Source organism: Actinomadura sp. NBRC 104412, assembly GCF_030269515.1.
In the GTDB taxonomy this organism is placed as follows: domain Bacteria; phylum Actinomycetota; class Actinomycetes; order Streptosporangiales; family Streptosporangiaceae; genus Spirillospora.
In genome coordinates this window covers 112,214-137,535 of sequence record NZ_BSTM01000007.1, presented here as the reverse complement: position 1 = coordinate 137,535, position 25,322 = coordinate 112,214, and the positions used below count along the sequence as shown (strand labels likewise).

Below are 25,322 nucleotides of genomic sequence, written 5' to 3'. Positions count from 1 at the left end.
TCCAGAGTCATACGTATCACTTCTCCGCCCCGCCGCTCTACCCTGTTTCCTCATGCGAACGCCGTCGGAGGACGCGCCGCCCGCCCGGGACGAGAACCCGGCCGGGCGTCCCGCGCACCGTCCCACCAGCAGGGACGTGGCGCAGGCCGCCGGGGTCTCGCAGTCCACGGTGTCGCTCGTCCTGAACGGCAAATGGAGCGGAAGGGTCTCCCCGGCCACGGCACGGTCCGTCCAGGAGGCGGCGCAGGCCCTCGGGTACCGGCCCAACGTCGCCGCCCGCAACCTGCGGCTGGGCACCACCCGGACGGTCCTGCTGGTCGTCCCGACCCTCACCTCGCTGTTCTTCGGCGCCGTCTACATCGGCGCGGCACGGGTCGCGGCACGCCACGGGTTCAGGATCGTGGTGTACCCGCCCGACGACGCCGGCTTCCCGGGCGGCACCGGCGCGCCGGCGGACGCGCCCTTCGGCGCCCGGCACGAGGCGATCGACGGGATCATCGCCTCGTCCATGCCGCTGGACGCGATCTCCGGCTTCGGGGACGTCCCCGTGGTCATGCTCGACGCGGGCCCCGACGCGGGGGGCGCGCCCACGGTGGACTTCGACGTGGGGGCGGGCATGCGCGCCATCACCGACCATCTCGCGGCGCTGGGCCACCGCCGGGTCGGGCACGTCGCGGCGGCCGTGGACGAGTGGACGTTCCGGGCCCGCGGCGCCGCCCTGGCCGAGGCCGTCCAGGCCCTCGACGGCGGCCGGTTCGCCCGCGAGGCCGGCGCCATCAACGTCCAGGCGGCGAAGGAGGCGGCCGGCCGCCTGCTGGACCGCCCGGACCGTCCCACCGCGCTGGTCTGCGACGACGACCTGATCGCCGCGGGCGCGATCAAGGCGGCCCTGGCCCGCGGCCTGGAGATCCCCCGCGACCTGTCGGTCACCGGCTTCGACGACGTGCAACTGGCGAGGGCGGTCGAACCGGAGCTCACCACCGTCCGGCTGCCCGCCGGGGAGCTGGGCGCCCGCGGGCTGACCGCCCTCCTGGAGATCCTCGACGGCGGCCGTCCCGGCTCGCGGTCGCTCCCGGTCGAGCTGGTCACCCGCCGCTCGACCGGCCCGGCCCCCGGCTAGAGGGCACGGCCGGAGGGATACGGCCAGAGAGGGAACACGCCGGCGGCGGCGCCGTCGCTGTGCAGGAGGCGGCGGACCTCGTCGGCCTCGGCGGCCTCCAGCGTGGTGAACAGCTCCAGGGCCTCCCGCCAGCGGACCCGTGCCCGGTCGTGCTCGCCGAGCGCGGACAGGATCAGGCCCAGGGTGGTCAGCGCCCGGCCCTGGTGGTACTCCTCACCGATCTCGCGGCCGATGGCCAGGGATCTCTCGGCGGCGTCCCGGGCCTCGCGGGGGCGTCCGCGGCGAAGCCTGGTCTCGGCCAGCCGCAGCAGGACGGAGGACTCCAGCGCCCGCAACCCCTGGGACCAGCAGATGGCCCGCGCGCCGTCGAACCGGGCCTCCGCCTCCTCCCACCGGTCCAGCTCGCGCAGCGCGATGCCGAGAATGTAGAGCGCGTACGCCTCGCCGGCGGCGTGGCCGGCGGCGCGGGCCAGGGCGCGGCTGCGCTCGGCCGCCGTGACCGCCTCGGCCGCCTTGCCGGCCCCCGCGTAGGCGTAGGCGAGGTTGCCGGTGCGTACGGCCTCGCCCGCCCGGTCACCGAACTCGCGGGCCAGCGCGAGCGCCCGCTCGATGTTGCCGATGGCCTCGTGGGGGTCGTGCTCGTGGAACGCGATGTGCGACAGGCCGTCGAACGCGCACATCAGCAGCACCCGGTCACCCGTCTCACGGCAGAGCGCGATGGCGCGCTCGGCGTGCTCGCGGGCCTCGGCGAGCACGCCGGTGTTGGTGAGGATGCGCCCGAGCACGTACCGCGCCCGCGCCTCGGCCCGGCGGTCGCCGCGCCGGGTCGCCTCGTCCAGGACGGCGCGCGCCGCCGGCCGGGCCTCGTCCCAGCGGTAGCCGTCCTCCAGCACGGGTTCGAGCGTGACCAGCAGGTCGGCCGCCTCCGCCACGTCGTGCTCGGGCGCCGCGGCCTGGCGGATGATCGCCAGGCCGGCGGTGAGCTCGCGGGACGTCCAGTCACGGGCCTCGGCCGCGGAACGGAACGCCAAACCGGCCGCGGCCGTCGCGCCGCGCGGCGCGAGCGGGGTGCCCGGGCTGACCAGGTGCAGCACCGCGCGCTGTGTGGCCAGGGTGTGGCGCAGCAGGCGGCGCAAGGCGGCGCGGCGCGCGGAGGCGTCGCCGTCGGGCCCGCTGACCTGGCGGGCGAACAGGCCCAGCAGGTCGTGGTAGCGGTAGCGGCCGGGGGCCGGCGAGTCGAGCATGCCCAGGTCGACCAGCGACTCCAGGACGCGCTCGGCCGCCGCCCTGGACGTGCCGAGCAGCGCGGCGGCGGCCGGGGGCGTGAGGGCCGGCACGTCCGGCACGGCCAGCAGCCGGAACGCGCGGGCGGTCGGCGCGTCGAGCTGGTCGTACCCGAGCCGGAAGGTGGCCTCGACGGCCAGGTCGCCGATGCGCAGCTCGGCCAGCCTGCGCCGGCCGTCGGCGAGCCGGGCCGCCAGCGTCCTGATGGACCAGCCGGGACGGGACGCGAGCCGGGCGGCGGCGATCCGCACCGCCAGCGGCAGGTGGCCGCAGAGGCCCACGACGTCGACCACGGCCCGCCGCTCCGCCGCGGCGCGGGCGCCCACGATCCCGGTGAACAGCGCGATCGCCTCCCGGGGTTCCAGGACGTCCAGGTCGATCCGGCGGGCGCCCGGCAGCCTGGCCGGGCGGGCGCGGGAGGTCACCAGGACCGCGCAGCCCGCCGTGCCGGGCAGCAGCGGGCGGACCTGCCGGGCGTCGCGGGCGTTGTCGAGGACGATCAGGACGCGCCGTCCCGACAGCAGGGAGCGGAACAGCGCCGACCGCTCGCCCTCCCCCTCCGGGACGGACGAGTCGGGCACGCCGAGGGCGCGCAGGAACTCCCCCAGCACCACGCCGGGAGGCAGCGGGTGCTCGCCCGTGCCCAGCAGGTCGATGTAGAGCTGCCCATCGGGGTAGTCGTCCCGTACCGCGTGGGCGGCGTGCACGGCCAGCGCGGTCTTGCCCACGCCGCCGACCCCGGACACCGAGACGACCACGGGGTCCGGGCTGTGCTCGCTCAACCACCCGGTCAGCCGCTGGATCTGTGCGGTACGTCCCGTGAAGTCGGCCAGGTCGGCGGGGAGTGAGGCGGGCCGTTCGGCGGGCGCGTCCAGCTCGGGCGCGGGGCCGGGCTCGGGGGCGTGCGCGTCCTCCGTTCCCGGCGGCCGGCCGGGCGCCGCCAGCGACGGGTCGTTGCGGAGGATGCGCTCGTGCAGGCGCCGCAACTGGGGGCCTGGATCGATGCCCAGCTCCCGGGACAGGGTGCGGCGCGCCGCCGCGTAGGACTCCAGGGCCTCGGCCTGCCGCCCGCACCGGTACAGCGCGATCATCAGCAGCCCGCGCAGCGGCTCGCGCAGCGGGTGCTCGGCGCTCAGCACGGCGAGTTCGCCGACGACCTCGGCATGGCGGCCCAGCGCCAGATCGGCCTCCAGCCGGGCCTGGAGCACGGCGAGCCTGCGGTCGGCCAGCCGCGCCCGGCGGGCCCGCAGGTACGGGCCGGGCAGTGCGGGCAGCGGCGCCCCCTGCCACAGGTCGAGCGCCGCGCCGAGCAGCTCCCGGGCGCGGGCCGGGTCACCGGCGATGCGGGCGCGGCCCGCCTCGGCGGCCAGGTCCTCGAACACCTCGGCGTCCAGCAGGCCGGGCGGGGTGCGCAGCGCATAGCCCTGGCCGCTGGAGACCAGCAACCGGGGGGAGGCCCGGTCGTCCTCCAGGACCCCGCGCAGCCGGGACGCGTAGGTGCGCACCGTTCCCACCGCGCGGGGCGGGGGCTCGTCCCCCCACAGCGCGTCCACCAGGGCCCCCATCGGCATGGCACGCCCCCGGTTCAGCAGCAGCACGGCGAGCAGGGCCCGCTGCTGAGGGCCGCCGAGCCGCAGTTCGTCGTCCCCTCGCCACGCGCGCACAGGCCCGAGCACGGTGAAGCGCAACCCGGGAGTGTCCACAGCAGGGCAGTCTCTCACTCGCCTGCGACAGAGCCGGGGCCGGGAAACCGGGTGCTTGCTCGACCAGGCGCAGGTCGGCTCATAAGGTGCTGACCAATGGAAATGCCTCAGGTGACGACGACCTTCGCCGTCCTCGGTCCTCCTCGCGGCCGGCGCGGTACCGAGGAGCTGCCCCTCGGCCCGCCGCAGCAGCGGGCGATGCTGACCGCGCTGCTGCTCAGGGAGGGCCGTCCCGCCACCGCCCAGGAACTGGTCAACGCGGTCTGGGGGGACGCGCCGCCCGACCGCGCGGTGGGCGCCCTGCGCACCTACGCCTCACGGCTGCGCCGCCTGCTCGAACCGGACCACGACAGGGACCGGCCGTACCGGCTGCTGGTCTCCGTCGGCGACGGCTACGCGCTGCGGCTACCGCCCGAGGCCCTGGACGTGGCGCGTTTTGAGCGGGACGTGGCCGCGGCCGAGGAGGCCCGCTCGCAGGGGCGGCCCGCGCAGGCCCGTGAGCTGCTGCGCTCCGCGCTGGGCCTGTGGCGCGGCACGCCGCTTTCCGGGGTGCCGGGACCGTACGCGCGTGCCCAGCGGATCCGGCTGACCGAGCGGCGGCTGGCCGTCCTGGAGTCGCGCCTGGAGCTGGACCTGGAGCTGGGCGACCACGCCGAGATCATCGGCGAGCTGACCGGGCTGGTCGCCGAGCACCCGCTGCGCGAACGGCTGCGCGGCCTGCTGATGCTCGCCCTGCACGGCGCGGGCCGTCCCGCCGAGGCGCTGGAGGTGTACGCGGAGACCCGCCGCACCCTGATCGAGGATCTGGGGATCGAGCCGGGCCATGACCTGTCGGCGCTGCACCGGCGGCTGCTGACCGAGACCGGCCATACGCCCGCGCCACCCGCGCCCCGGGCCAGGGCGGCGGGCGCGGCGCCGCCCGCGCAGCTGCCCCGGGACGTGCCCGACTTCACCGGACGCGAGCGGCTCGTCGACGAGCTGCGGGGCGTGCTGCTGGCCGAGCCGCGGCGGACCGTCCCGACGGTGGCGATCGCCGGGCCCGGCGGCGTCGGCAAGACCGCGCTGGCGTTGCATGTCGCGCACCTCGTCCGGTCCGGCTTCCCGGACGGGCAGCTCTACAGCGACCTGCGCGGCGCCGGGGACGAGCCCGCCGACCCGCACGCCGTGCTCGGCGCGTTCCTTCAGGCGCTGGGCGTGGACCGGGACGCGATCCCGGCCGGTCCCGCCGAGCGCGCCGCCCTGTACCGGACCCGGCTGGCGGAGCGCCGCGTCCTGGTCGTGCTCGACGACGCGCGCGACGCCCGGCAGATCAGGCCGCTGCTGCCCGGCGGCCCGTCCTGCGCGGTGCTGATCACCAGCCGGTCCAAGCTGGCCGGGCTGGGCGCCGCCCGCCCCGTCGACCTCGACGTCATGGAGCCGCACGAGGCGCGGGCGCTGGCGTCCCGGATCGCGGGGGCCGACCGGCTGGCCGCCGAGCCCGCCGCCGCCCGCGCGCTGCTGGCCGCCTGCGGCCATCTGCCGCTGGCCGTCCGCATCGTGGCGGCGCGGCTGGCCGCCCGCCCGGCCTGGACGGTGGAGTCGCTGGTCGGGCGGCTCGCCGACCGCCGCCGCACGCTGGCCGAGCTGCGCGTCGCCGACCTGGCCGTGGAGGCGGTGTTCCAGCTCGGCTACAACCAGCTCGACGACGCGCAGAAGCGGGCGTTCCGGCTGCTGGCCCTGGCCGAGAGCCCCACCTTCTCGGGGGACGCCGCCGCCGCGCTGCTCGGGCTGTCCGCGTGCGAGGCGGAGGGGCTGTGCGAGGCGCTGGTGGACGCGAACCTGCTGCGGTCCCCCACCGCCGGCCGGTACGGCTATCACGACCTGCTCCAGCTCTACGCCCGTCAGTGCGCCGAACGCGATGAGCCGCAGGCCGAGCGGCAGGCCGCGCAGCACCGGCTGTTCCACTTCTACCTGGCCACGGCCCGCAACGCGCAGCTCACCGTCAACCCCGGGGACGGCCGGGCGCAGAACCCGCTGCTGCCCGCCGCCGTGGAGGGGCTGTCCTTCGGCGGCTCCGACGCCGCACGCGACTGGTTCTTCGCCGAGGCCCCGGCGCTGTTCGCCGCGATCGCCCATGCCGCACGCGGCCCGGCCGCGCTGCTCCCCCTGGCCGCCGACCTGCTACTGCTCACCGACACCCTGGTCACCTCGGGTGTCCACGCCAAGGAGTGCGAGCGGGCCGCCCACGCCGTGATCGACGGCGCCTGGGACCGCCGGGACGCGCGCAGCGAAGGCCGCGCCCACCTGCACCTCGGCCGCCTCTACTTCTACGCCGACCGGATCGACGACACCGCGGCGGTGTCGAGGGTCGCGCTGCGCCGCGGCCGGGACACCGCCGACCTGTGGATCGTCGCCGACGCGCTCGCCCTTCTCGGCGGCTGCGACCTCATCATGGGACGGGACGAGGACGCGCTCCGCCACTACATCGAGGCGCTGGACGCGTTCCGCCGCATCGGTGACCGCTACGGGGAGGCCGGTGCCCTGGGCGCGGTGGCCCGCGCGCTCCTGGCGTTGGGCCGCCCCGAGGAGGCGCTGATCTCCGCGGAGCACGGCCTGGCCCTGCATCAGGAACTCGGCGGCGGGCGCACCGGGTTCGGGCTCTACCATCTCGGTGCCGTCCTGCATCACCTCGGGCGGCACGCGGAGGCGATGGCGCGGCACCAGGAGGCGGTCACGTTCTTCCGTGCCCGGCGCAACCGGCAGTGGGAAGGGCTGGCCATGTACCGCGTCGCCGAGACCCGGCTAGCGCTCGACCGGCCCGAGGAGGCCGCCCGCGATGCCCGCTCGGCCTTGCGCATACTGCGCGAGAACCGGCATTCCTGGGGACAGGGCCATGCTCTGCGTGTCCTGGCCGACGCCCTCGAAGCTCTGGGACACCACGATGAGGCCCGCGCCCGGCGCGAGGAGGCCCTGGAGCTCTTCGAACGCATCCGCGTCCCGGACGCGGAGAGGATGCGGGAACTCCTCAAGCGCTCCTCGGGCTGCGGGCTGAGTACCTCCTGACGAACCTTCCGACAAACCTCCTGACGAATTTTCTGACGGCCTCTGGCGGACACGCCCGGCATAATCTCCCGGAGCGAAGGGCGCGTCGCGGAAGGGGGTCCGGCGTCCACATGTCGGAGCGGCTGCTCGCCGGGCGGTATCTTCTGCGGGAACGGCTCGGCGGCGGCGGGATGGGGACGGTCTGGTCCGCCGTGGACGAGACCCTGCGCCGGACCGTGGCCGTCAAGGAGGTCACGTTCCCGGACGGCCTCACCGCGGAGGAGCGCGAGGTCGCGACCGGCCGCGCGCGGCGGGAGGCGCGGGCGGCGGCGCTGATCGACCACCCCGGCGTGATCACCGTGCACGATGTCGTGGTCGAGGACGACCGGCCGTGGATCGTGATGGAACTGGTGCGCGGCCCGTCCCTGGACCAGGTGATCCGGCACGACGGCCCGCGGGTTCCGTCGGTGGCCGCCCGGATCGGCCTCCAGGTGCTGGACGCGCTCGAGGCCGCCCATGCCCGTGGCATCGTCCACCGGGACGTCAAGCCGGGCAACGTCCTGCTCTCCGAGGACGGCCGTGTCGTCCTGACCGACTTCGGCATCGCCGGCATCGAGACCGACCCCGCCCTGACCCGTACCGGCACGCTCGTCGGCTCCCCCGGGTACATCGCGCCGGAACGGCTCCAGGAGCGGCCCGCCGGCCCCGAGTCGGACCTCTGGTCGCTGGCCGCCACGCTGTACACGGCCGTGGAGGGCAGGCCGCCGTTCGAGCGGGACGACCCGATGGCGGTGCTGGGCGCCGTGCTCACCGAGGCTCCGGCTCCGCCGAGGCGGGCCGGTTCCCTCGCGCCGCTGCTGTGGTATCTGCTCCAGAAGGACCCGGCCGCGCGGCCGAAGGCCCAGGACGTCCGCCGGGTGCTGGAGAACGTCGCCGCCGGACGGCCGTCGGGGCTGCCCGATCCGTTCCCGGGTCCTCACGGGCCTGCGCCGAAGCCCCCGGGACGGCCTTCGGCGAAGGGTCGCGGGAAGGCGTGGGTCCCCGTCGCGGCGGGCGTGGCGGTGGTCGCGCTCGTCGGTGCCGCCGTGGCCGTGGCCATCACGTCGTCCGGTGACGACGATCGGGGAACGGCCGTGTCCGCGTCACCGTCCGCCGCCCAGGCCAGGCCCCCGGCGACGCCGTCCCCGTCCGCTTCTCCCAGCGCGTCCACGCTGGATCTTTGCGGCCTCCTCACACGGGACCAGATACGGCGCCTGCTGCCCAACGGGACGCCTCGGGTGGAGCGGGACAAGGGACAGTGCGGGTGGGGCACCAAGAGACGCGGGTTCCAGATCGAGGACATCAACCTCAACGTCGGGGACCCCTCGCCGAGTTCTCCCGCCGAGGCCCATAACACGTATGTAAGCAGGCGCAACGCCCGCAAGTCCGGCGGGTCCCACGTCTGGGGATGGCCGGAGATCGGCGTCGGCCCCGTACGTGCCCGGCAGACCCCGGCCCGCGCCATCTCTGGAGTGGGCGATGAGGCGTTCATCTACTCCTCGACCGGTTCGTCCGAGGCCATGGACGCCTCCTATGTCGTCCTGAGGGCGAGGAACACGGTGCTGGAGGTCTCGTACATGTACGAGCGCGGAACCGCGTCCCCCGCTGCGACGCGGCAGGCGGCACGCTGGGTCGCGCAAGCGCTGGCCAGGCGGTCGTGACGGCCACCCGTACGCTCAACGGCCGCTACCGGCTCGTCCGGCGGCTCGGCAGAGGCGGCATGGGCGTCGTCTGGCAGGCCCGCGACGACCTGCTGGGCCGGGACGTGGCGGTCAAGGAACTGCTGCTCCCCGACCATCTGAGCCCCGGGCAGCGCGAGCAGGCGTCCCAGCGTGCCCTGCGGGAGGCGCGGGCCGCGGCCCTCCTCCAGCACAGGTCCATCGTCACGGTGCACGACGTGGTCGTGGACGAGGGCAGGCCGTGCATCGTCATGGACCTGCTCCCAGGCCGCTCCCTGGACGCGGTGACCTCCGACCAGGGGCCCCTGCCGCCCGATCGGGTGGCGCGCATCGGCCTGGAGATCCTCGACGCCCTCCGTACCGCCCATGCCCAGGGGGTGCTGCACCGGGACGTCAAGCCCGCCAACATCTTGCTGCGCGACGACGGGCGTGCCGTCCTCACCGACTTCGGCATCGCGGCGCTGGAGGGCGAGGCCACGCTCACCCGGGAAGGCGCGCTGATCGGATCCCCGTCCTACATGGCGCCCGAACGCGTGCGGCACGGCCCCAGCGGTCCCGCCTCGGACATCTGGTCGCTGGGCGCGACCCTGTACGCCTTGACGGAGGGCCGCCCGCCTTTCGCACGCGACACCGTCATGGGAACCCTCGGCGCCGTCCTGACCAGCGAGCCGGATCCGCCTCGCGCCGCAGGCCCGCTCGGCCCGCTGCTGATGCGGATGCTGGTGAAGGACCCCGCGTCCCGTGCGACGGCGGAGGAGGCCGAGTCTTTCCTGCGCGCGGTGGTGGAGGGCAAACCGACACAGCCCGCGATACCCGTGACGGCGACGCGGCCACCACGTCCACGACCGCGCCGCTCCTGGGTCGTCCCGGCCCTCGCCGCGGCCGTGACGGCGGCCCTGGCCATCGTGATCATCGTGATCGCCGCCACGCGTGGCGGCTCCGGCCCGCCACAGACGCCGCAGCGGGCGGCGACGGCGCCGGGAACGGCGCAGGCCCGGCCGCCCGAACGGGTCCGCTTCGCGACGCCCCCGGCCCCGTGCGGCCTGATCAGCGCCGAGCAGGCGGGCCGGCTGGTCCGCGAGTTCTTCAGCGACGGCGACGAGGGCCGCGACGCGTCCACCGGCTGGCCCACAAGGAGCTGCAACTGGCAGACCAGCCCCACCGCGAGCGGCACGGGAGATCAGGACGACGACCTCACGCTCGAACTCCTGACCGCACCGGACACGGCCGGGGCACGCGGTCTCCTGGCCAAGGAACGCAAGAACGCGGCCGCCTCCCCCGAGACCATCCCCGGCCTCGGCGACGAAGGCTTCGCCACGATCGATTCCTCGGGCAACTCGGTGGTCTTCTTCAGGGTCGGCAATCTCACCGCCGAGGTCGGCTACCGCAGCGAGCGCGTCCCCCAGGCCAGGCAGTCGCAGGACGCCCGCAGGGCCGCCCAATGGGCCTTCGCCGCCCTTGAACGCCTCTGAGCCCGGACAGGCCCGGGTCGCCGTAATTTACCCGTCGTTGACGAACCCGAGAGCGATCGAAGGACGGGCACAGTTCAATGGAAGGGGGCGGGCTCTCGGACCGATGACGAACTCAGGTCGTTCGGAACCATAGGCTGTACCCCGGTTTGGGTCACTCATGGGGAGAATGCGTTGCGGCTGCCGGATCATCTGGAGCTCCTGCTCACCGACGAGCCGGTTCTCGACGTCTACGCCTACGGGCCCTGGCGGGTGCCGGACGGGCTGTTCGAGGAGATCTCGGCGCGGATCGACGCGCTGGCGGCCGATCCCCGCTGCGCGGGGCTGACGACCGACGAGCACAAGCTGCTGACGCTGCCCGCCTCGCTGGTGACGGCGGAGATCTTCGGGATCCTGGCGTTCCTGCCCGGCGGCGGTGCGATCAAGGCGGGCTCGTGGTCGCAGCTTCCCGAGCGGCTGCTGTACCGGCACCTGCTCAACCCCGGCCCGCTGAGCACCCGGATGACCCGCTGGGACGCGCCGGGCGGCCGATGGCGGCCGCCGGTGGACTGGCTGGTGGAGGCGCCCGACCGGGAGCTGGCGATCTCCCTGGCCCGGGACTGCCTGGACGTGCTGGAGGGCATCGAGCCGCTGGAGGGGCGGCGCAAGGCGCTGCTCCGCCTGTACGAGGACCCGCCCCAGTGCGATACCGGCCTGCCGAAGCTGGAGCTGCGCGAGCACTGGCACGCCCACGCGGGCGACGACATCCTGGCGGTGGTCCCCGAGCTGATGGGCCCGGTCGGCTACCTGGAATGGGTGTCGGCTGGACTGCTGGCCGCGTACGAGCACCTGGTGACCGTGGCGCCGAGGGACGAGACGGTCGAGACCCACCTGACCCAACTGCTGCTGCAAGGGAGCATTGAGGACGTCCCAGCGGAACTCGCCGCCGCACTGGGCGAGGACCGCTACCAGGAGCTGCGGGCGCGGTTCGCGGTGGAACGGCGCGGCTTCAAGCCGGCGGCGTGGCAGGAGCGGACCCGAGCCTGGCTGCTGCGTGCGCTGGTCGCGGGCGCGGCCGACGCCTGTCGCGCCTGGCTCGACATGGCGATGCGCTGGGTGGCGACCGTCCAGGGGCTTCCGGGCGACCCGTGGTTCCCCAAGCCGGAGTGGATCCCGGTCGGGCAGTTCCAGACGGACCTGCGGCGGCTGTTCGCGCCGCGCAGGCGGGTGATCAACCCGCTGGTGGACGCGCTCAAGGTGGAGCCGGTCAAGGAGGCCGTGTCCAAGGTCTCCCCCGAGCCGGTGGAGAGCGGGCTGGTGGGGCAGCCGGAGGTGAGCCGGGCGCTGGCGGAGCTGTCGGGGGGCGGCGAGCCGGTGCGGCTGATGCTGGTCGGCCCGGACGGCACCGGCAAGCGGGACGCGGCACAGGAACTGGGCCGGGCGCTGAACCTGGGCCGCGACCCGGTGTGGCTGACCGACAACCTGTTCGCCGGGCAGCGGCTCTCGGACGCGGTCGGCAAGCTGCACGCCGACGTGCGCGAGTGCGCGGGCGAGCGGCTCCTGATCATCGAGGGGCTGGACGGCATCGTCACCGATCCCGGCAACGGGGAGGCGCTGGCGGGCGAGCTGCACCGGCTGCTGGCGATCCATCCGGACCTGCACCTGGTGGCGCTGTGCGACGCGGGCGGCGACGAGCGGATCCGCGAGGTCAACCCGGTGCTGCCGCTCCGTTTCCGCATCGCGCGCACCCGGCCGTTCGACGCGGAGGGCCACGCCGAGCTGTTCCGGCGGGCGCTGCGCGAGCGGGGCGCCCGCGGCACCCGGCACGCGATCGCCGCCGCCGGTGCCCTGCTGGCCGCGACGCCGCCCGTCCAGACGCTGCGCAACGCCCGTCTCGCGCCGTACCTCGCCGACCTCGTCGTGGACGCGGTGCGCGCCAAGACCGAGGACGGCGCCGAGCTGGTGGTGACCAAAAAGGACATCCCGGACGCACTGGACACCAGCCGGGCCGAGGGCGACCCGATGACCGAGCTGCGCGACCTCACCGGCCTGGACACGATCAAGAAGGAGATCGAGCTGCTGGTCGCGGGCACCTACGCGGCGCGGCTGCGCCGCCGCAGCGGGCTCCGGATCACGCCGCCGACCCGGCACATGGTGTTCACCGGCAACCCGGGCACCGGCAAGACGATGGTGGCCAGGCTGCTGGGCCGGATCTACAAGAAGCTGGGCGTGCTGTCGTCCGGGCATGTCGTGGAGGCGTCCCGCGCGCACCTGGTCGGCGAGTACATCGGCCAGACCGCGCCGCGCACCCGGCGGCTGGTGGAACGGGCGATCGGCGGGGTGCTGTTCATCGACGAGGCGTACACGCTCACCCAGTCGCCGCACAAGAGCGACTACGGGCACGAGGCGATCGCCGAGCTGGTGAAGCTGATGGAGGACCACCGCGACGACCTGGTGGTGATCGTGGCGGGGTACCAGCGGGAGATGGCCGAGTTCCTGGCCGCGAATCCGGGGCTCGACTCCCGGTTCCCCAAGCAGTTGCACTTCCCCGACTACAGCGACGACGAGCTGGTGACGATGTTCGAGCGGCTGGCCGCGGCGGACGGGTTCCGGCTGGCGCCGGGGGTGACCGAGCTGCTGCGGGGGTCGCTGCGCCGCGTCCCGCGCGGGAAGTCGTTCGGCAACGGGCGGCTGATGCGCAACCTCCTGGACGTCGCTGTGGCGAACCAGGCCCAGCGGGTGGCCACCGCCGCCCGCGACGCCCAGCGGGCCTCCCTTGTGAAAGACGCTGCGAAGAACACTGCCAAGAACGCCGCGAAGAACGGCGCCAAGGGCAAAGCCGCCAAGAACGGGGCCGCGAACGGCAGGGCCGCCAAGAACGGACACGCCGCCGCGATCGCCGCCCCGACCACGGAGGAGCTGGTCACCCTGAGGGCCGAGGACCTCCCGCCGCTGCTGGACCATCCCGAGGAGCTGGTCGGCCTCTACCTGTGACGGGGCAGTGAAAAGGGCTGTAACGAGCCCTTTGGATGGGTATGACGTAGTTGCGAGTCCCGGCCTTCCGCTTCCCCTGCGTACGCCCGCCGGCGAGGAGGCCCGACCATGCACGCCCACGACGAGGCGGTCCTGCGCGAGCTCGCCGGGCACGAGGCCGCCCGGCTGCGTGACGGGACGCTGCCGTGGCGCTGGTGGCTGGAACGCGCGGCCCGCCTCGGGCGCCGGTACGGGTTCACCGACACGCTGCTGATCTCGGCGCAGTGGCGGGCGGCCACCGACGTCCGGTCGTACGGGTCGTGGCTGGCCGCCGGACGCCAGGTGCGGCGCGGCGAGAAGGGCATTGCCATTCTGCCGGAGGCGCCCGGCGGCGGTCCGCGCACCGTCTTCGACATCAGCCAGACCGACGGCCTTCCCCCCGAGGTCCCGCGCGCCCGCGGTCCGCGCGAGGCACGGGAGAGGCTCGCCGCGCTGGCCGCGCGGCGCGGCGTCCCGCCCGTCCAGGAGGTGGACGATCTGCGGGCCTGCACGGTCCTCGCGCACCGGCTGGCGCACGCCTTCGAACCGGGGGACCACGCCGATCGCGGTGGCTGCCATGGGCTGCGGCGCGTCGAGGCCGACTCGGTGGCCTTCCTGGTCCTGGCCCACTTCGGCCTGGACACCGGCGGGCTCGCCTTCCCGGACCGGGTGGCCGCCGGCCCGGACTTCGCCGACCGGATCCTGCGCACGGCCCGGCGCGTCTGCGCGGCCCAGAAGTTCTCCGACGCCCACGACCTGATGGACGCCGCGCACGCGTTCTTCCGCGCCCGGATGCCGGACGGCTGGGTCCCCGGCTACCTGTCGGGCCGCGGCTTCGGGCGGGACGTGCAGCGGCGCTGGCAGATCGGGTACGCGCCGCCCGGTCCCCGCGCGCTCACCCGGCACCTGCGCGCCCGCGGCCATGACGACGCGGCGATCGTCGCCGCCGGGCTGGCCCGGCGTGGCAGGACGGGCCGTCTTTACGACACCTTCCGCGACCGCGCGATGTTCGCGATCCGGTCCCCGGCCGACGGGACGATCGCCGGGTTCATCGGGCGCCTCCCCGACGGCGCGCCGGGCCCGAAGTACCTCAACGGCCCGGACACCGCCGCGTTCCACAAGAGCGAGCTGCTGTTCGGGCTGCACGAGATGCGCGACCGGCTCGCGGGCGGCAGGGCGCGCCCAATCATGGTGGAGGGTCCGCTGGACGCGATCGCGGTGAACGTGGCGTCCAGGGAGCACGCGGCGGTGGCCACGCTCGGCCTGTCGCTGACCGCCGCGCAGCTCGCCGCGCTGGACGAGATCGCCGGCCTGGACCGCAGCGGGCTGGTCGTCGCCCTGGACGGCGACGGCGCGGGTCGTTCGGCGACCCTGCGGCTCTGGCGGGCGCTGAAGGGCGTGGGCGGCCCGCTGGAGGCCGCGCTGTTCCCGGACGGGCGTGACCCGGCGGACGTGCTGCGCGGGGAGGGGCGGCGCGGGGTGCGCGACGTCCTGGGCTCGCCGGTCCCCCTCATGGACGTGGTGGTGGACGGGGCGATCGAGCGTTCCGGCGGGTCGCTCGCCACGCCCGAGGAACGGCTGGCGGCGATCCGAGCGGCGGTGGCGGTCATCGCGGGCGGCCGGGCGGGCGAGGCCGCCCGGCAGGTCGTCCGCGTCGCGGCCCGCGCCCGCGTCCCGTGCGTCACGGTCACGGCCGAACTGACCGCCGCCGTCACTCACTCTGGGTAATCAGTTGACCACTCATCGAGGCCATGCTACCGCTCGCCGAAGGGAACCGGTCCCCGCGTGAACCTACGACCCGGTACGCAATAACTTCATAACGCCTGGGTAAGCGGCGTCCGGCTCCCCGCTGGGGGGCGAGCGGCGGCCCCGAGAGTCGGCCACCGCCGTGGAGCCGGCGAAGACGTCCCACCCGGGCGGGGGGACGGGGTCACGGCGACCGGTTGAGGCGCGCACCGGTCGCCGTGACCTCCCTTACCGTCCGGCGGGGCCGCCGCCCTCAGGGGCGCGCGGAAGCCGCAGGACGAAACAGGCACCGCCGGGGGTGTCGGCGATGCCCAGGTCACCGCCGTGCGACCGGGCGATCTCCCGGGACAGCGGCAGCCCGAGGCCGCTTCCGCCCTTGTCGAGCTCACGCCCCTCCTTGAGCCGGGTGAACCGCTGGAACACCCGCTCCCTGTCCTCCGGCGCGATCCCCGACCCGTCGTCGGCGACCTTCAGCACGACGTGCCGGTCCTCGACCTGGACGCTCAGGTCCACCCGGGTGCGGGCGTGCCGGACGGCGTTGTCGAGCAGGTTGGTCAGCAGCCGGTCGAGCTGCGCGGGCGAGCCGAGCACCCGCGGCTCCGGGGCCAGGTCGCCGTGGATCGGCACCCGCTCGCGGGCGCGCCGCCTGATCTGCGCCGCCGCGAGCCGGGACAGGTCCACGGGCCGCTTCTCCGTGGTGGTGCCCGCGTCCATCCGGGCCAGGGCCAGCAGCTCGTCCACGGTCTCGGCCAGCCGCCGGGTCGCGTCCAGCGCGCGCCGGTTGGCGGCGAGCCAGTCGGTCTGGTCCGGGTACTCCGCGTCCACCTCGAGCTGGGTGTGCAGCGCGGAGATCGGGCTGCGCAGCTCGTGCGAGGCGTCGGCGACGAACCGCCGCTGCGCCTCGGCGGAGCGGTGCAGCCGCTCCAGCGTGTCGTTGATGGTCGCGGCGAGCCGCGCGATCTCGTCCCCCGAGTCCGGCACCGGCACCCTGCGGCCCAGGTCCCGCCCGCTGATCCGCTCCAGCCTGCGCCGGATCGCGGCCACCGGCCGCAGCGTCAGCCCGACCGCCGTCCAGGCGACCGCCGTGACCAGCAGCACCGCGAAGGGGGTGCCGACGAGGGCCGCCAGGCGGAGGGCGGTGATGGTGCGCTCGATGTGGGCGATGTTGACCGCCGAGTACACCACGACGGGACCGGTGGGGGCGCGGGTCCGCACCGCCACCACCAGATGGGTCTCGCCGAACGACTCGTGCCGCGGCGACAGCCGCAACGGGGCCCTCAGCACGACGGGCTGCTCGAAGCCGGCGGGCAGCAAGGTGGCGATGGGTCCCTGGCCCGCCAGCTTGTGGCTGGCCGCCATGACCCGCCCGTCCGGCGCCACGACCTGCATGTGGTCGGCCCGCGCCGTTCCCGCCGCGAAGGTGAGCAGCTCGGGCGGCAGCTCGCCGCGCTCCGCCTGGCTCGACACCCGCCGCGCCGCCAGCTCGGCGCGCATCCGCGTGTCGTCCTGAAGGGCGGCCGGGGCGACCGTCATCACCAGCGCCGCCGGGACGCAGAACGCCACGGTCGCGACAAGGGCCGCGACCAGGGTCAGCCGGGCGCGCAGCGAGGACGGCGGAAAACGTCTCCGCCCTGTCCCCCTCCGCTTTGCGGCGACCACGGGATCACACACCACGCGGACGACCGGAACCTACAAGACCGCAGGTAGCCGCCCCGCCCACGATGAACCCATGACTCACGAGATCTCCGCCGTGGCCGCGTTCATGGCCACCCACGCGCGCATCCTGGACCGCCGCCGCTTCCAGCTTCTCGTCGAAGGCCCCGACGCGGATGCCGCCGGCGCCCTGTCGGCCCTCGACGCCTACCGCAACCCCGACGGCGGCTACGGCTGGGGCCTGGAGTGCGACCTGCGCACCCCGGAGAGCCAGCCGGGCGCCGCCCTGCACGCCTTCGAGACCCTCACCGAGATCGCGGCGGCCGCCGGGGACGACCGGATCGGCGAGGTGGCGTCGCGCGCCTCCGCTCTCTGCGACTGGCTCGACGCGGTGTCCCTGCCGGACGGCGGGCTGCCCATGGCGCTGCGGCCGCTCGGCGTCGAGGAGGGGTCGGCGCCGTGGTGGGCGTCCGCGGACCCGGCGTCCTCGTCCCTTCAGATCACCTCGGTATCCGCGGCCACCGCCCACACGCTCGCCAAGCACGTCCCCGAGCTGGCACGACATCCCTGGCTGGAGCGGGCCACCCGGTACTGCCTCGACGCGATCGCGGCGATCGACGAGGCCCCGCACGCCTACGTCCTGTCGTTCGCGGTGCGTTTCCTGGACGCCGTGTACGACACCCACCCCGAAGCCTCCGGGCTGCTGTCCAAGCTGGGGCAGTACATCCCGGAGAGCGGGACCCTGCCCGTCGAGGGCGGGACGGAGAACGAGATGCTGCGCCCGCTGGACCTCGCGCCGTTCCCGGGACGCCCGGCCCGCTCGCTGCTCGACCGGAAGGTGATCGAGGCGGATCTGGACCGGCTGGCCGCCGAGCAGCGCGACGACGGCGGCTGGACGGTCGACTACGCGCAGATCTCCCCCGCCGGGGCCCTCGACTGGCGGGGGTACATCACCGTGCACGCCGTCACCGTGCTGCGCGCCAACGGCAGGATGTGAGCGCGGGCCGGGAACGAGATCGCCGCGTACCCTCCCCATGGCGCGGGCAGGGTACGCGGCGATCGGAAACGGCCGTGCGGAGGTGCGGAAATAGCGCGGCCTCACCGGCTCCGGGTCGCGGAACGCCTCCCCGTGCCGGTGTCGCCGTGCCGCGACCGTGCTCTCGCCTTGCGGGCGAAACCGGCCAGGACCAGCGAGCCCGTCAGCACCACGATGCCCAGGCCCGCCACCACCGACAATCGGCGCATTTCCCTCTCCCCCATTTCAACACTCAGTCCGTACCAGCGGTACGACTACGGCACCTTCCCCGATGCCGCCCTTGGTAACGGTGATCGTCGCGGGGACGTCAAAATCATCGCCTGGCGGAGACGATGCCCCGGCAAAACGACCGACCGTCGTTCCTGGAAAGGGGCGTCCACCAGTTGGCGCGCCCGGCCAGCCGCATCACGGCGGGGACCAGCAGCGCCCGCACCAGCGTGGCGTCCAGCAGGACCGCCAGCGCGAGCCCCACGCCGATCATCTTGAGCAGGGCCAGACCCGAGGTGGCCAGCGCCGCCATGACGACGGCGAAGACGAGCGCGGCACAGGTGAACAGCCGTCCGGTGCGCTGGAGGCCGGTGGCGACGGCGGTGACGGTGTCGCCGCCACGCCGGTACTCCTCGGTGATCCGCGCCAGAAGGAAGATCTCGTAGTCCATCGACAGGCCGAACGCGACGCAGAACAGCAGCGCGGGCGCCAGGGCGTCCACGAAGCCGGTCACGGCGAAGTCCCCGACCAGGCCGCGCAGGTTCCCGTCCTGGAAGATGTGGACGAGCACGCCGAACGTCGCGCCGAGGCTCAGCGCGTTCATCACCAGCGCCTTCGCGCCGAGCACCACGCTCCCGGTCAGCGCCGTGATCAGGGCGAACGTCACCATCGCCACCAGGCCCAGCGCCATCGGCAGCCGTGTGCCGACGCCCTCCCTGATGTCGGCGAGCTCCGCCCCCGGCCCGCCCGCCCTGGCCTTGCCGGGGGCGGGCACCAGGCGTATGCGCTCGGCCAGCTCGCCGTTCTCCACCGAGGCCGGCTCGTGCGCCGTGGAGATCGCCAGCCAGGTGCCGGCGGGTCCCGTGAACCGGCCGTCGACGTTCGCGACGCGGGCGGCGGTGCCGCGCGTGTAGGAGCCGGTGGCGGTGTCGACGCGGGTGACACCGTCCAGGGACGACAGGCGCCGGGCATAGGCGTCCAGGCGCGCGGCCGACCACCCGTGGTCGGATGCGGTGACGCGCAGTTCGGGCAGGACGACCGATGTCGTGGAGACGGCGGCCAGGTCGAAGTCGCTGCGCACCTGGTGCGAAGCCTGGGCGGCGGGCGCGTCCGGGGGGAGGAGGCGGTCGTCGAACATGCCGAACCGCACGCCCAGGAAGGGCAGGCCCAGCGCGGCCAGCAGCAGCGCGGTGGGAACGGCGACGCGCAGCGGACGGCGCATGACGGCCATCGCGAGCCGATGCCACGCGTACCCGGGCGGACGGCCACGGTGCCGGCCGGGCACCCGCGTCCCATTGATCCTGTCCCCCAGCAGCACCAGTACCGCCGGAAGCACCACAAGACCGCCCAGCGCGGCCAGGACCGTGACCGCGATGCCCCCGTACGCGATCGACCGGAGGATCGTGAACGGGAAGATCAGCAGCGCGGCCAGCGACAGCGACACGGCGGCCGCCGAGAACCCCACCGCCCTCCCCGTGGTGCGCAGGGTGACGCCGATCGCGCCCGCCGGATCGCGTCCCGCCGCCAGCTCCTCGCGGAACCTGGTGACGACGAACAGGCTGAAGTCGACGGCCAGGGCGAAGCCGAGCGCGCTCGCGACGCTCATCGCGAACACCGACACGTCCGTGACCAGGGTGAGCAGGCGCAGGACGGCCATCGTGCCGGTGACGGCCAGCGCCCCGACGAGGACGGGCAGCGCGGCCGGGAGCACGCCGCCGAACACCAGCAGCAGGACGACCAGGGTCAGCGGCGCCGCGATGAGCTCGGCCCAGCGCAGGTCGCGCTCGCTGCGGTCCTGGATCTCGGCCCTCACCTGGGCCTTGCCGGTCGCGCCGACCTCCAGCGGGCCGTGCCGTCCCGTGAGGCCGGGGACGAGCCGCCGCGCGGTCTCGATGCGGCACAGCTCGTCGCCTTCCAACTGGGCCACGATCAGTGCGGCGCGGCCGTCGCGGCTGCGCAGTGACGGGTCCCGCGCCTCCCAGTACGAGGTCACGTGGGCGACGCCGGGTGCGGCGGCCAGCCGCGAGGCGAGCCGCGACCCCGCCTCATCGGCACGGGCGCCGTCCACCGGACCACCGGCGCGGGCCACCAGGACAAGGTCGGGATCCCCGGCCCGGAACCCGGCGCGCAGCAGCTCATCGGCCTGCCCCGACTCGGCGCCGATCGCGATGGTGCCACCGGGCGTCAGGCGTTCGTGGACGTCGTGACCGGCCGCGAGCGCACCCAGGAAACCGGCGGCGGCCAGGCACAGCACCAGCAGCGCGCGCCGCCGGGTGCGGCGTCCCGGCGGAGAGCCGGCGGGCGGCGCGGGCGCCTCCCGGAGCGTCCGCTCCAGCGTCGCCTGCGGGGACGGCGTCACGCCGATCCTCGATCCGCGGTCTCCAGCAGCACGGCGGTCGCCGGCGACGCGGCAGGCGCCTCGCCGGTCCCGGCCGTGAGGTCCCTCCGGAAGAGCCTGTAGGTCTTCGTGTGGCGGCAGCCGAGCGCGGTCAGGCTGCGCACGATCGGCTTGTTGTCCTCAAGCGTCCAGCCCAGCTCGATCGCGCCCCGGTAGCCGCCGTTCCGGAGCGCCTGCTGGATGCGGACGTACAGCAGCGCCTCGATCCCGCGGTTGCGGTACTCGGGGACGACTCCCAGCAGCACCCCGCGCGCCCGATCGATCCGGCGTATGGCGCGAGCCAGCCTGACCATGCCGATGGGCACGCCCATCGTGGTGAGGCGGCCGCGCGCGGCGGGCAGCGCCTGGTTGAGGTCGGGCAGCGCGAAGGCGACACCGACCGGCTCGCCGCCGGCCTCGGCGAGCAGGACCAGTGAGGGGTCGCAGATCTTGCGGAACTCGCGGGACTGGGCGGTGAACTCCGCGTCCGTCATCGGCACGAAGCCCCAGTTGCGCTCCCAGGCGGTGTCGTAGACGTACTTGATCCGGACCAGTTCGGACTCGAAGCGGCCCAGGTCGACGCTCCGCACGGTGATCTCGTGGCGGTCCTGGACGTGCTCGGCGACGTGCAGCAGCCGGGCGTCGAGCGCCGAGATGTCCCGTTCCCAGGCCCACAGGTCCTTGACCTTGCTCAGCCCGCCGTGCCGCAGCAGCGCCTCGTAGTAGGGCGGGTTGTAGGGCATCTGCACCCGCGGCGGCGTGCCGAACCCGTCCACGAGCACGCCGCATTCGGCGTTGGTGGTGAAGTTGACCGGGCCGACGATCGAGGTGAGCCCGCGCCCGCGCAGCCAGCGTTCGGCGGCGCGGACCAGCGCGACCGCGGCGTCGGGGTCGTCCTCGCATTCGAACTGCCCGAAGAACCCGTCGCGGACGCCGTGCACGGCGTTGTGGCGGGGATTGTGCACGGCCGCGATCCGCCCGGCGACCCGCCCGCCGCGGTACGCCAGGAACAGCCCCACCTCGCCGTACTCGAAGAAGGGGTTGCGTCTCCGGCTGAGCAGGCGCCGGCAGTCCCGGCGCAGCGGCGGCACGTGGACAGGGTCGTCCCGATACAGCCGATACGGGAACTCGATGAACCGGCGCCGCTGCGTGCGGCGCCGCACCGCCTCCACCCTGACCGCCGTCCCGATGGTCCTCGTCATGGTCCTGCCACCTCCAGTCGGTGGGGGGCGATCACAAGGCCGGCGTTGTGCCCGCCGAACCCGAACGAGTTGCTCAGCACCGCCGCTCCGGGACGGACACGGCGCGAAGCGACGGTGACGATGTCCAGGGGGTGCTCGGGGTCGCCGTCCTCATGGTTGGCGACGGGCGGCACGAGACCGTCCCGCGCGCTCAGCGCGGCGACGACCGCCTCGGCCGCGCCCGCCGCCCCCATCAGATGGCCGAGCACCCCCTTGGGCGCGGTGACGGGGGGCGGTGCCTGGCCGAACACCGCGGTCAGGGCCGTGGCCTCCATGGCGTCGTTCAGCCTGGTCCCGGTCCCGTGCGCGTTCAGGTGCCCGATGTCGGACGGGTCCAGGCCCGCGTCGGCCAGCGCCAGGCGCATGCAGCGCGCCGCCTGCGTCCCGTCGGGGAGCGGTGCCGTCGGATGGTACGCGTCCGAGGTGTGCCCGTACCCGGCGACCTCCGCGTAGACCCGCGCACCCCACCGCGCGGCCACGTCCAGGCGTTCCAGGACGAGGAACGCCGCACCCTCCCCCATCACATAGCCGTCGCGTGCCTTGTCGAAGGGACGGGACGCGCGTTCCGGCTCGTCGTTGCGCCTGCTGAGCGCGCGCAGCCGGCTGAACGCGGCCATCATCAGCCGGTTCACGCCCGCGTCCGTCCCCCCGGCCAGGACCGTGTCGCAGTCGCCGGAACGGATCCAGCGGACCGCCTCGCCGATCGCGGTCGCCCCCGCCGCGCAGGCGGTGTTCACCGTCAGGGCGGGACCCAGCCAGCCGAGACGCGCCGAGATCGCGGCGGCGGGCGAGTTGTCCATGCCCATCGGCGCCAGGAACCCGCTGACCCGCAACGGTCCCTTGCGCGCGCAGGCCAGCGCCTGCTCGGCGACGATGTGGTGGCCGCCGAGAGCCGTCCCGCACACCACGCCGCGCCGGTACGGGTCGCCGCGCGGCGCCCCGGCGTCCTCGACGGCGCGCAACGCGGCGGCGACCGCGAACCGCGCGAAGGGGTCCAGCCGCCGCACGTCCTTGGGGGGCAGGTAGTCGGTCGCGTCGAACCCGTGGACCTCGCAGGCGATGCGCGTCGGCAGGCCGTCGGCGTCGAAACGGGTCACGGGCCCGGCCAGGCCGAGGCCCCGGTGCACGTTCGCGTAGAACGCGTCCAGGGTCTCCCCCGCGGGTGTGATCACTCCCATCCCGGTGATCGCCACCCGGGGCCGCCCCCGCCCGTCGGCATGCTCCGGAAACATGGTCAGGTCGCGGCCGGTGCCAGGACGAGCGAGGCGTTGTGCCCGCCGAAGCCGAAGGAGTTGGACAGCACCGGTCCCGGCGCGGCGGGACGCGGGCGCACCACCGCGTCGATCTCACAGGCCGGATCCGGGTCGTCCAGATTGATCGACGGCGGCACCGTCCGGTGGAGCAGGGACAGCACCGCGATGACCGCCTCCACCGCACCGGACGCGCCGAGCCCGTGGCCGAGCATGCTCTTCGGCGCCGTGACCGGCACCCCGCCGGGGCCGAACAGCCGGGCGATCGCCCGCGCCTCGGCCAGATCGCCGTGCGGAGTCCCGGTGGCGTGCGCGTTCACGTGCGCGACCTCGCCCGGCGTCAGCCCCGCGTCGTCGAGCGCCTGCCGCATGCAGCGGTACGCCCCGGCCCCGTCCGGGTCGGGCATGGTCAGGTGGTAGGCGTCGGACGTCCGCCCGTACCCGGCGACCTCGGCGTAGACGCGGGCGCCACGGTCCCGTGCCCGTTCCAGCGGTTCGAGCACCAGGCAGGCCGCGCCCTCGGCCAGGACGAACCCGTCCCGGCCGGAGTCGAACGGCCGTGACGCGCCCGCCGGGTCCCCGACCCGCCGGGACAGCGCGCCCGCCCGCGCCAGCGCCAGGATCTTGGTGGGCGACACGCACGCGTCGGCGCCACCCGCGAGCACGAGGTCGGCCGACCCGTCGCGGAGCAGCCGCAGCCCCTCCCCGATCGCATGGCCCCCGGACGCGCAGGCGGTCGACACCGTCAGGCTCGGCCCCAGGATCTCGTGCCGCATGCTGATCGCCGCCGCGGCGGCGTTGTGCATCCCCTTCGGCACGTGCATGGGATACGGGCGCCCGCGGTCGGTGCCGCCGTTGTCGAGCAGCGTGGACTCGATGGTCCGGTTCGAGCCGATCGCGGTCCCGATCACCACGGCGCGGCGCTCCGGCGGCGCCGCCGGGCCCCCCGCGTCGGCGAGCGCGTCGGAGGCGGCGCAGCACGCCAGCACGGTGGCGGGGTCCATCCGGCTCGCCTCCTTGGCCGTCATGTACGTGGCGGTGTCGAACGGCGGCACCTGGCAGGCGAAGTCCGCGGGGAGCCCGTCGGTGCCGAACCGGGTGATGCGGGACGCGGCGGACCGTCCCGCGGTCAGCGCGTTCCACAGCTCCTTGGGGTGGTCGCCCATGGGCGTCCGCACCCCGATGCCCGTGATCGCGACCCGGGTCCGCCGCGCCATCAGGCCGGCCTGCCCGCGAGCCGGCTCTCCCCGTCCAGACCGGACCTGATCAGCCCGATCACGTCCCCGACCGTGCGGGCCCTGCCGGTGGCCTCCTCCTGCACGGCCAGGCCGAACACGTCCTCGACCGACATGGCCAGCTCGGCCAGGTCGAGGCTGTCGGCGCCCAGTTCGCGCCGCAGGTCGGCGGCGGGCGTGACGTCCGCCGGCTCCACCGACAGCACCCGGGCGCACAGCGGGCGCAGTAGCTGGAAGATCTCGTCATCGGTCATCGATCGGATGTCCTTCCCGTGTTCGGTTGCGGAGGCGCGGTGGGGCGGCGCAGGAACGCGGCGGCGCGGGCGGCCGTCGCGGGACAGCCGGCCGACAGGATGTGCAGGTGCGGGACCGTGCGCCGGGCCAGCCCCGCCAGCGTGGTGCCCGGTCCGACCTCCACCAGCGCGGCCGTCCCGTACCGGCCCAGAAGCTCCTGGGTGGCGCGCCAGCGCACGGGCCGGACCAGATGCTCGCCGAGCAGGTCCGGCCACGGCGTGCCCGGCCCGGCGGGACGCGCGTCCGCGTTGAGGATCACGGGGCGGCCGGGCGCGGCGAACGCCAGCGAACGCGCGAACGCGGTCAGCCGCCCGGCCGCGGGCGCCATCAGCGGCGTGTGGAACGGACCCGCCACGTTCAGCCGGTGGAACCTGCGCGCGCCCAGCTCTCGGGCGCGCTCGACGGTACGGTCCAGGCCCCGTGCCGTACCGGAGTACACGACCTGGCCGGGCGCGTTGTCGTTGGCCGTCCAGCACTCGCCCGGCGCCGCCTCGCACGCCGCGGCGGCCCGTTCGGCGTCCAGGCCGGCGTCCCGCGAGAGCGCCGCCACCATCCCGCCGGGCTCGCTCGCGCACACCTCGTCGGTGACCTGCCCGCGCCGCTCCACCAGGCGGACGGCGTCGTCGAAACCCAGCACCCCCGCCGCCGCCAGCGCGCTGATCTGCCCCAGCGAATGCCCCGCCAGCACGGCCGGCGTCACGGCCTCGGCGCGCAGCGCCTTCCAGGCCATCATCGAGGTCAGGAACACCGCGAGCTGCGTCTCGGCCGTCCCCTGCGGCGCGCGCCGCTCGTCCAGCAGCAGTGGCCGCAGGCTCCGCCGCAGCACGTCCTCGGCGCGCTCGGCCAGTGCCCACGCCGGGTGGCCGCGCCAGACCGCGCCCATGGCCACGGTCTGGGCGCCCTGGCCGGGGAACACCACCGCGAGCGGCGTCCACCCCACGGCATCGGCTCGGCACATGGCCACGGAGTATCGTCAC

16 protein-coding genes are annotated in these 25,322 nt (G+C 74.8%); 7 read left to right on the top strand and 9 right to left on the bottom strand.

Going from position 1 to position 25,322, the window contains the following annotated elements; all coding sequences use genetic code 11:
* Window positions 1-52 precede the first annotated feature (52 nt).
* Complete coding sequence (locus QSK21_RS11545) at window positions 53-1,120, top strand: LacI family DNA-binding transcriptional regulator (protein ID WP_285695540.1); 1,068 nt, start codon at window positions 53-55, stop codon at window positions 1,118-1,120.
* Here QSK21_RS11545 and QSK21_RS11540 read toward each other — a convergent pair.
* Window positions 1,117-4,107 (bottom strand): AfsR/SARP family transcriptional regulator, encoded by a 2,991-nt coding sequence (locus QSK21_RS11540; RefSeq protein ID WP_285695539.1) that lies wholly within the window; start codon window positions 4,105-4,107, stop codon window positions 1,117-1,119. The genes QSK21_RS11545 and QSK21_RS11540 overlap by 4 nt on opposite strands.
* A gap of 96 nt (window positions 4,108-4,203) precedes the next feature.
* Between QSK21_RS11540 and QSK21_RS11535 the strand changes: the two genes are divergently transcribed.
* From QSK21_RS11535 to QSK21_RS11515, 5 genes are all read left to right on the top strand, one after another.
* Window positions 4,204-7,149, top strand: coding sequence for an AfsR/SARP family transcriptional regulator (locus QSK21_RS11535; protein WP_285695537.1), 2,946 nt, complete (start codon window positions 4,204-4,206; stop codon window positions 7,147-7,149).
* Window positions 7,150-7,259: 110 nt separating this feature from the next.
* Window positions 7,260-8,828: a serine/threonine-protein kinase gene (locus tag QSK21_RS11530; protein WP_285695536.1), complete on the top strand. Its 1,569-nt coding sequence runs from the start codon at window positions 7,260-7,262 to the stop codon at window positions 8,826-8,828.
* Window positions 8,825-10,318, top strand: a complete 1,494-nt coding sequence (locus tag QSK21_RS11525; RefSeq protein WP_285695535.1) for a serine/threonine-protein kinase — start codon at window positions 8,825-8,827, stop codon at window positions 10,316-10,318. Before QSK21_RS11530 ends, QSK21_RS11525 begins: the two co-directional genes overlap by 4 nt.
* A gap of 171 nt (window positions 10,319-10,489) precedes the next feature.
* Window positions 10,490-13,288 carry an AAA family ATPase gene (locus tag QSK21_RS11520; protein WP_285695534.1) on the top strand — a complete coding sequence of 933 codons (2,799 nt, stop codon included), beginning with the start codon at window positions 10,490-10,492 and terminating at the stop codon, window positions 13,286-13,288.
* Between the two features lie 108 nt (window positions 13,289-13,396).
* The gene (locus QSK21_RS11515; protein WP_285695533.1) at window positions 13,397-15,034 is read left to right on the top strand and encodes a toprim domain-containing protein; all 1,638 of its coding nucleotides are present in this window, start codon (window positions 13,397-13,399) and stop codon (window positions 15,032-15,034) included.
* A gap of 246 nt (window positions 15,035-15,280) precedes the next feature.
* Here QSK21_RS11515 and QSK21_RS11510 read toward each other — a convergent pair whose 3' ends face one another.
* A complete protein-coding gene (locus tag QSK21_RS11510; protein WP_285695531.1) occupies window positions 15,281-16,726 on the bottom strand; it encodes a sensor histidine kinase in 1,446 nt (481 codons plus the stop codon).
* Window positions 16,727-16,781: 55 nt separating this feature from the next.
* Between QSK21_RS11510 and QSK21_RS11505 the strand changes: the two genes are divergently transcribed.
* Window positions 16,782-17,702 carry a hypothetical protein gene (locus QSK21_RS11505; RefSeq protein ID WP_285695529.1) on the top strand — a complete coding sequence of 307 codons (921 nt, stop codon included), beginning with the start codon at window positions 16,782-16,784 and terminating at the stop codon, window positions 17,700-17,702.
* Between the two features lie 101 nt (window positions 17,703-17,803).
* Here QSK21_RS11505 and QSK21_RS11500 read toward each other — a convergent pair whose 3' ends face one another.
* The 7 genes from QSK21_RS11500 to QSK21_RS11470 form a co-directional block, all read right to left on the bottom strand.
* A complete protein-coding gene (locus QSK21_RS11500) occupies window positions 17,804-17,950 on the bottom strand; it encodes a hypothetical protein (RefSeq protein WP_285695528.1) in 147 nt (48 codons plus the stop codon).
* Window positions 17,951-18,054: 104 nt separating this feature from the next.
* Window positions 18,055-20,307: an MMPL family transporter gene (locus QSK21_RS11495; protein WP_285695527.1), complete on the bottom strand. Its 2,253-nt coding sequence runs from the start codon at window positions 20,305-20,307 to the stop codon at window positions 18,055-18,057.
* Entirely contained in the window at window positions 20,304-21,527 is a 1,224-nt protein-coding gene (locus QSK21_RS11490; protein WP_285695526.1) for a GNAT family N-acetyltransferase, read from the bottom strand. Before QSK21_RS11490 ends, QSK21_RS11495 begins: the two co-directional genes overlap by 4 nt.
* Window positions 21,524-22,798, bottom strand: a complete 1,275-nt coding sequence (locus tag QSK21_RS11485; RefSeq protein WP_285695524.1) for a beta-ketoacyl-[acyl-carrier-protein] synthase family protein — start codon at window positions 22,796-22,798, stop codon at window positions 21,524-21,526. The genes QSK21_RS11490 and QSK21_RS11485 overlap by 4 nt, the downstream gene beginning before the upstream one ends.
* Before the next feature lie 2 nt (window positions 22,799-22,800).
* Complete coding sequence (locus QSK21_RS11480; RefSeq protein WP_285695523.1) at window positions 22,801-24,033, bottom strand: beta-ketoacyl-[acyl-carrier-protein] synthase family protein; 1,233 nt, start codon at window positions 24,031-24,033, stop codon at window positions 22,801-22,803.
* Window positions 24,033-24,305 (bottom strand): phosphopantetheine-binding protein, encoded by a 273-nt coding sequence (locus QSK21_RS11475; RefSeq protein ID WP_285695522.1) that lies wholly within the window; start codon window positions 24,303-24,305, stop codon window positions 24,033-24,035. The genes QSK21_RS11480 and QSK21_RS11475 overlap by 1 nt, the downstream gene beginning before the upstream one ends.
* Window positions 24,302-25,303, bottom strand: coding sequence for an ACP S-malonyltransferase (locus QSK21_RS11470; protein WP_285695520.1), 1,002 nt, complete (start codon window positions 25,301-25,303; stop codon window positions 24,302-24,304). Before QSK21_RS11470 ends, QSK21_RS11475 begins: the two co-directional genes overlap by 4 nt.
* Window positions 25,304-25,322 lie beyond the last annotated feature (19 nt).

What these genes read in the sequence shown, in the direction of transcription:
- QSK21_RS11545 (WP_285695540.1), top strand. Translation starts at nt 53, where the DNA reads ATGCGAACGCCGTCGGAGGACGCGCCGCCCGCCCGGGACGAGAACCCG.
- QSK21_RS11535 (WP_285695537.1), top strand. Translation starts at nt 4,204, where the DNA reads ATGGAAATGCCTCAGGTGACGACGACCTTCGCCGTCCTCGGTCCTCCT.
- QSK21_RS11530 (WP_285695536.1), top strand. Translation starts at nt 7,260, where the DNA reads ATGTCGGAGCGGCTGCTCGCCGGGCGGTATCTTCTGCGGGAACGGCTC.
- QSK21_RS11515 (WP_285695533.1), top strand. Translation starts at nt 13,397, where the DNA reads ATGCACGCCCACGACGAGGCGGTCCTGCGCGAGCTCGCCGGGCACGAG.
- QSK21_RS11505 (WP_285695529.1), top strand. Translation starts at nt 16,782, where the DNA reads ATGACTCACGAGATCTCCGCCGTGGCCGCGTTCATGGCCACCCACGCG.
- QSK21_RS11500 (WP_285695528.1), bottom strand. Translation starts at nt 17,950, where the DNA reads ATGCGCCGATTGTCGGTGGTGGCGGGCCTGGGCATCGTGGTGCTGACG.
- QSK21_RS11490 (WP_285695526.1), bottom strand. Translation starts at nt 21,527, where the DNA reads ATGACGAGGACCATCGGGACGGCGGTCAGGGTGGAGGCGGTGCGGCGC.
- QSK21_RS11485 (WP_285695524.1), bottom strand. Translation starts at nt 22,798, where the DNA reads ATGTTTCCGGAGCATGCCGACGGGCGGGGGCGGCCCCGGGTGGCGATC.
- QSK21_RS11480 (WP_285695523.1), bottom strand. Translation starts at nt 24,033, where the DNA reads ATGGCGCGGCGGACCCGGGTCGCGATCACGGGCATCGGGGTGCGGACG.
- QSK21_RS11475 (WP_285695522.1), bottom strand. Translation starts at nt 24,305, where the DNA reads ATGACCGATGACGAGATCTTCCAGCTACTGCGCCCGCTGTGCGCCCGG.
- QSK21_RS11470 (WP_285695520.1), bottom strand. Translation starts at nt 25,303, where the DNA reads ATGTGCCGAGCCGATGCCGTGGGGTGGACGCCGCTCGCGGTGGTGTTC.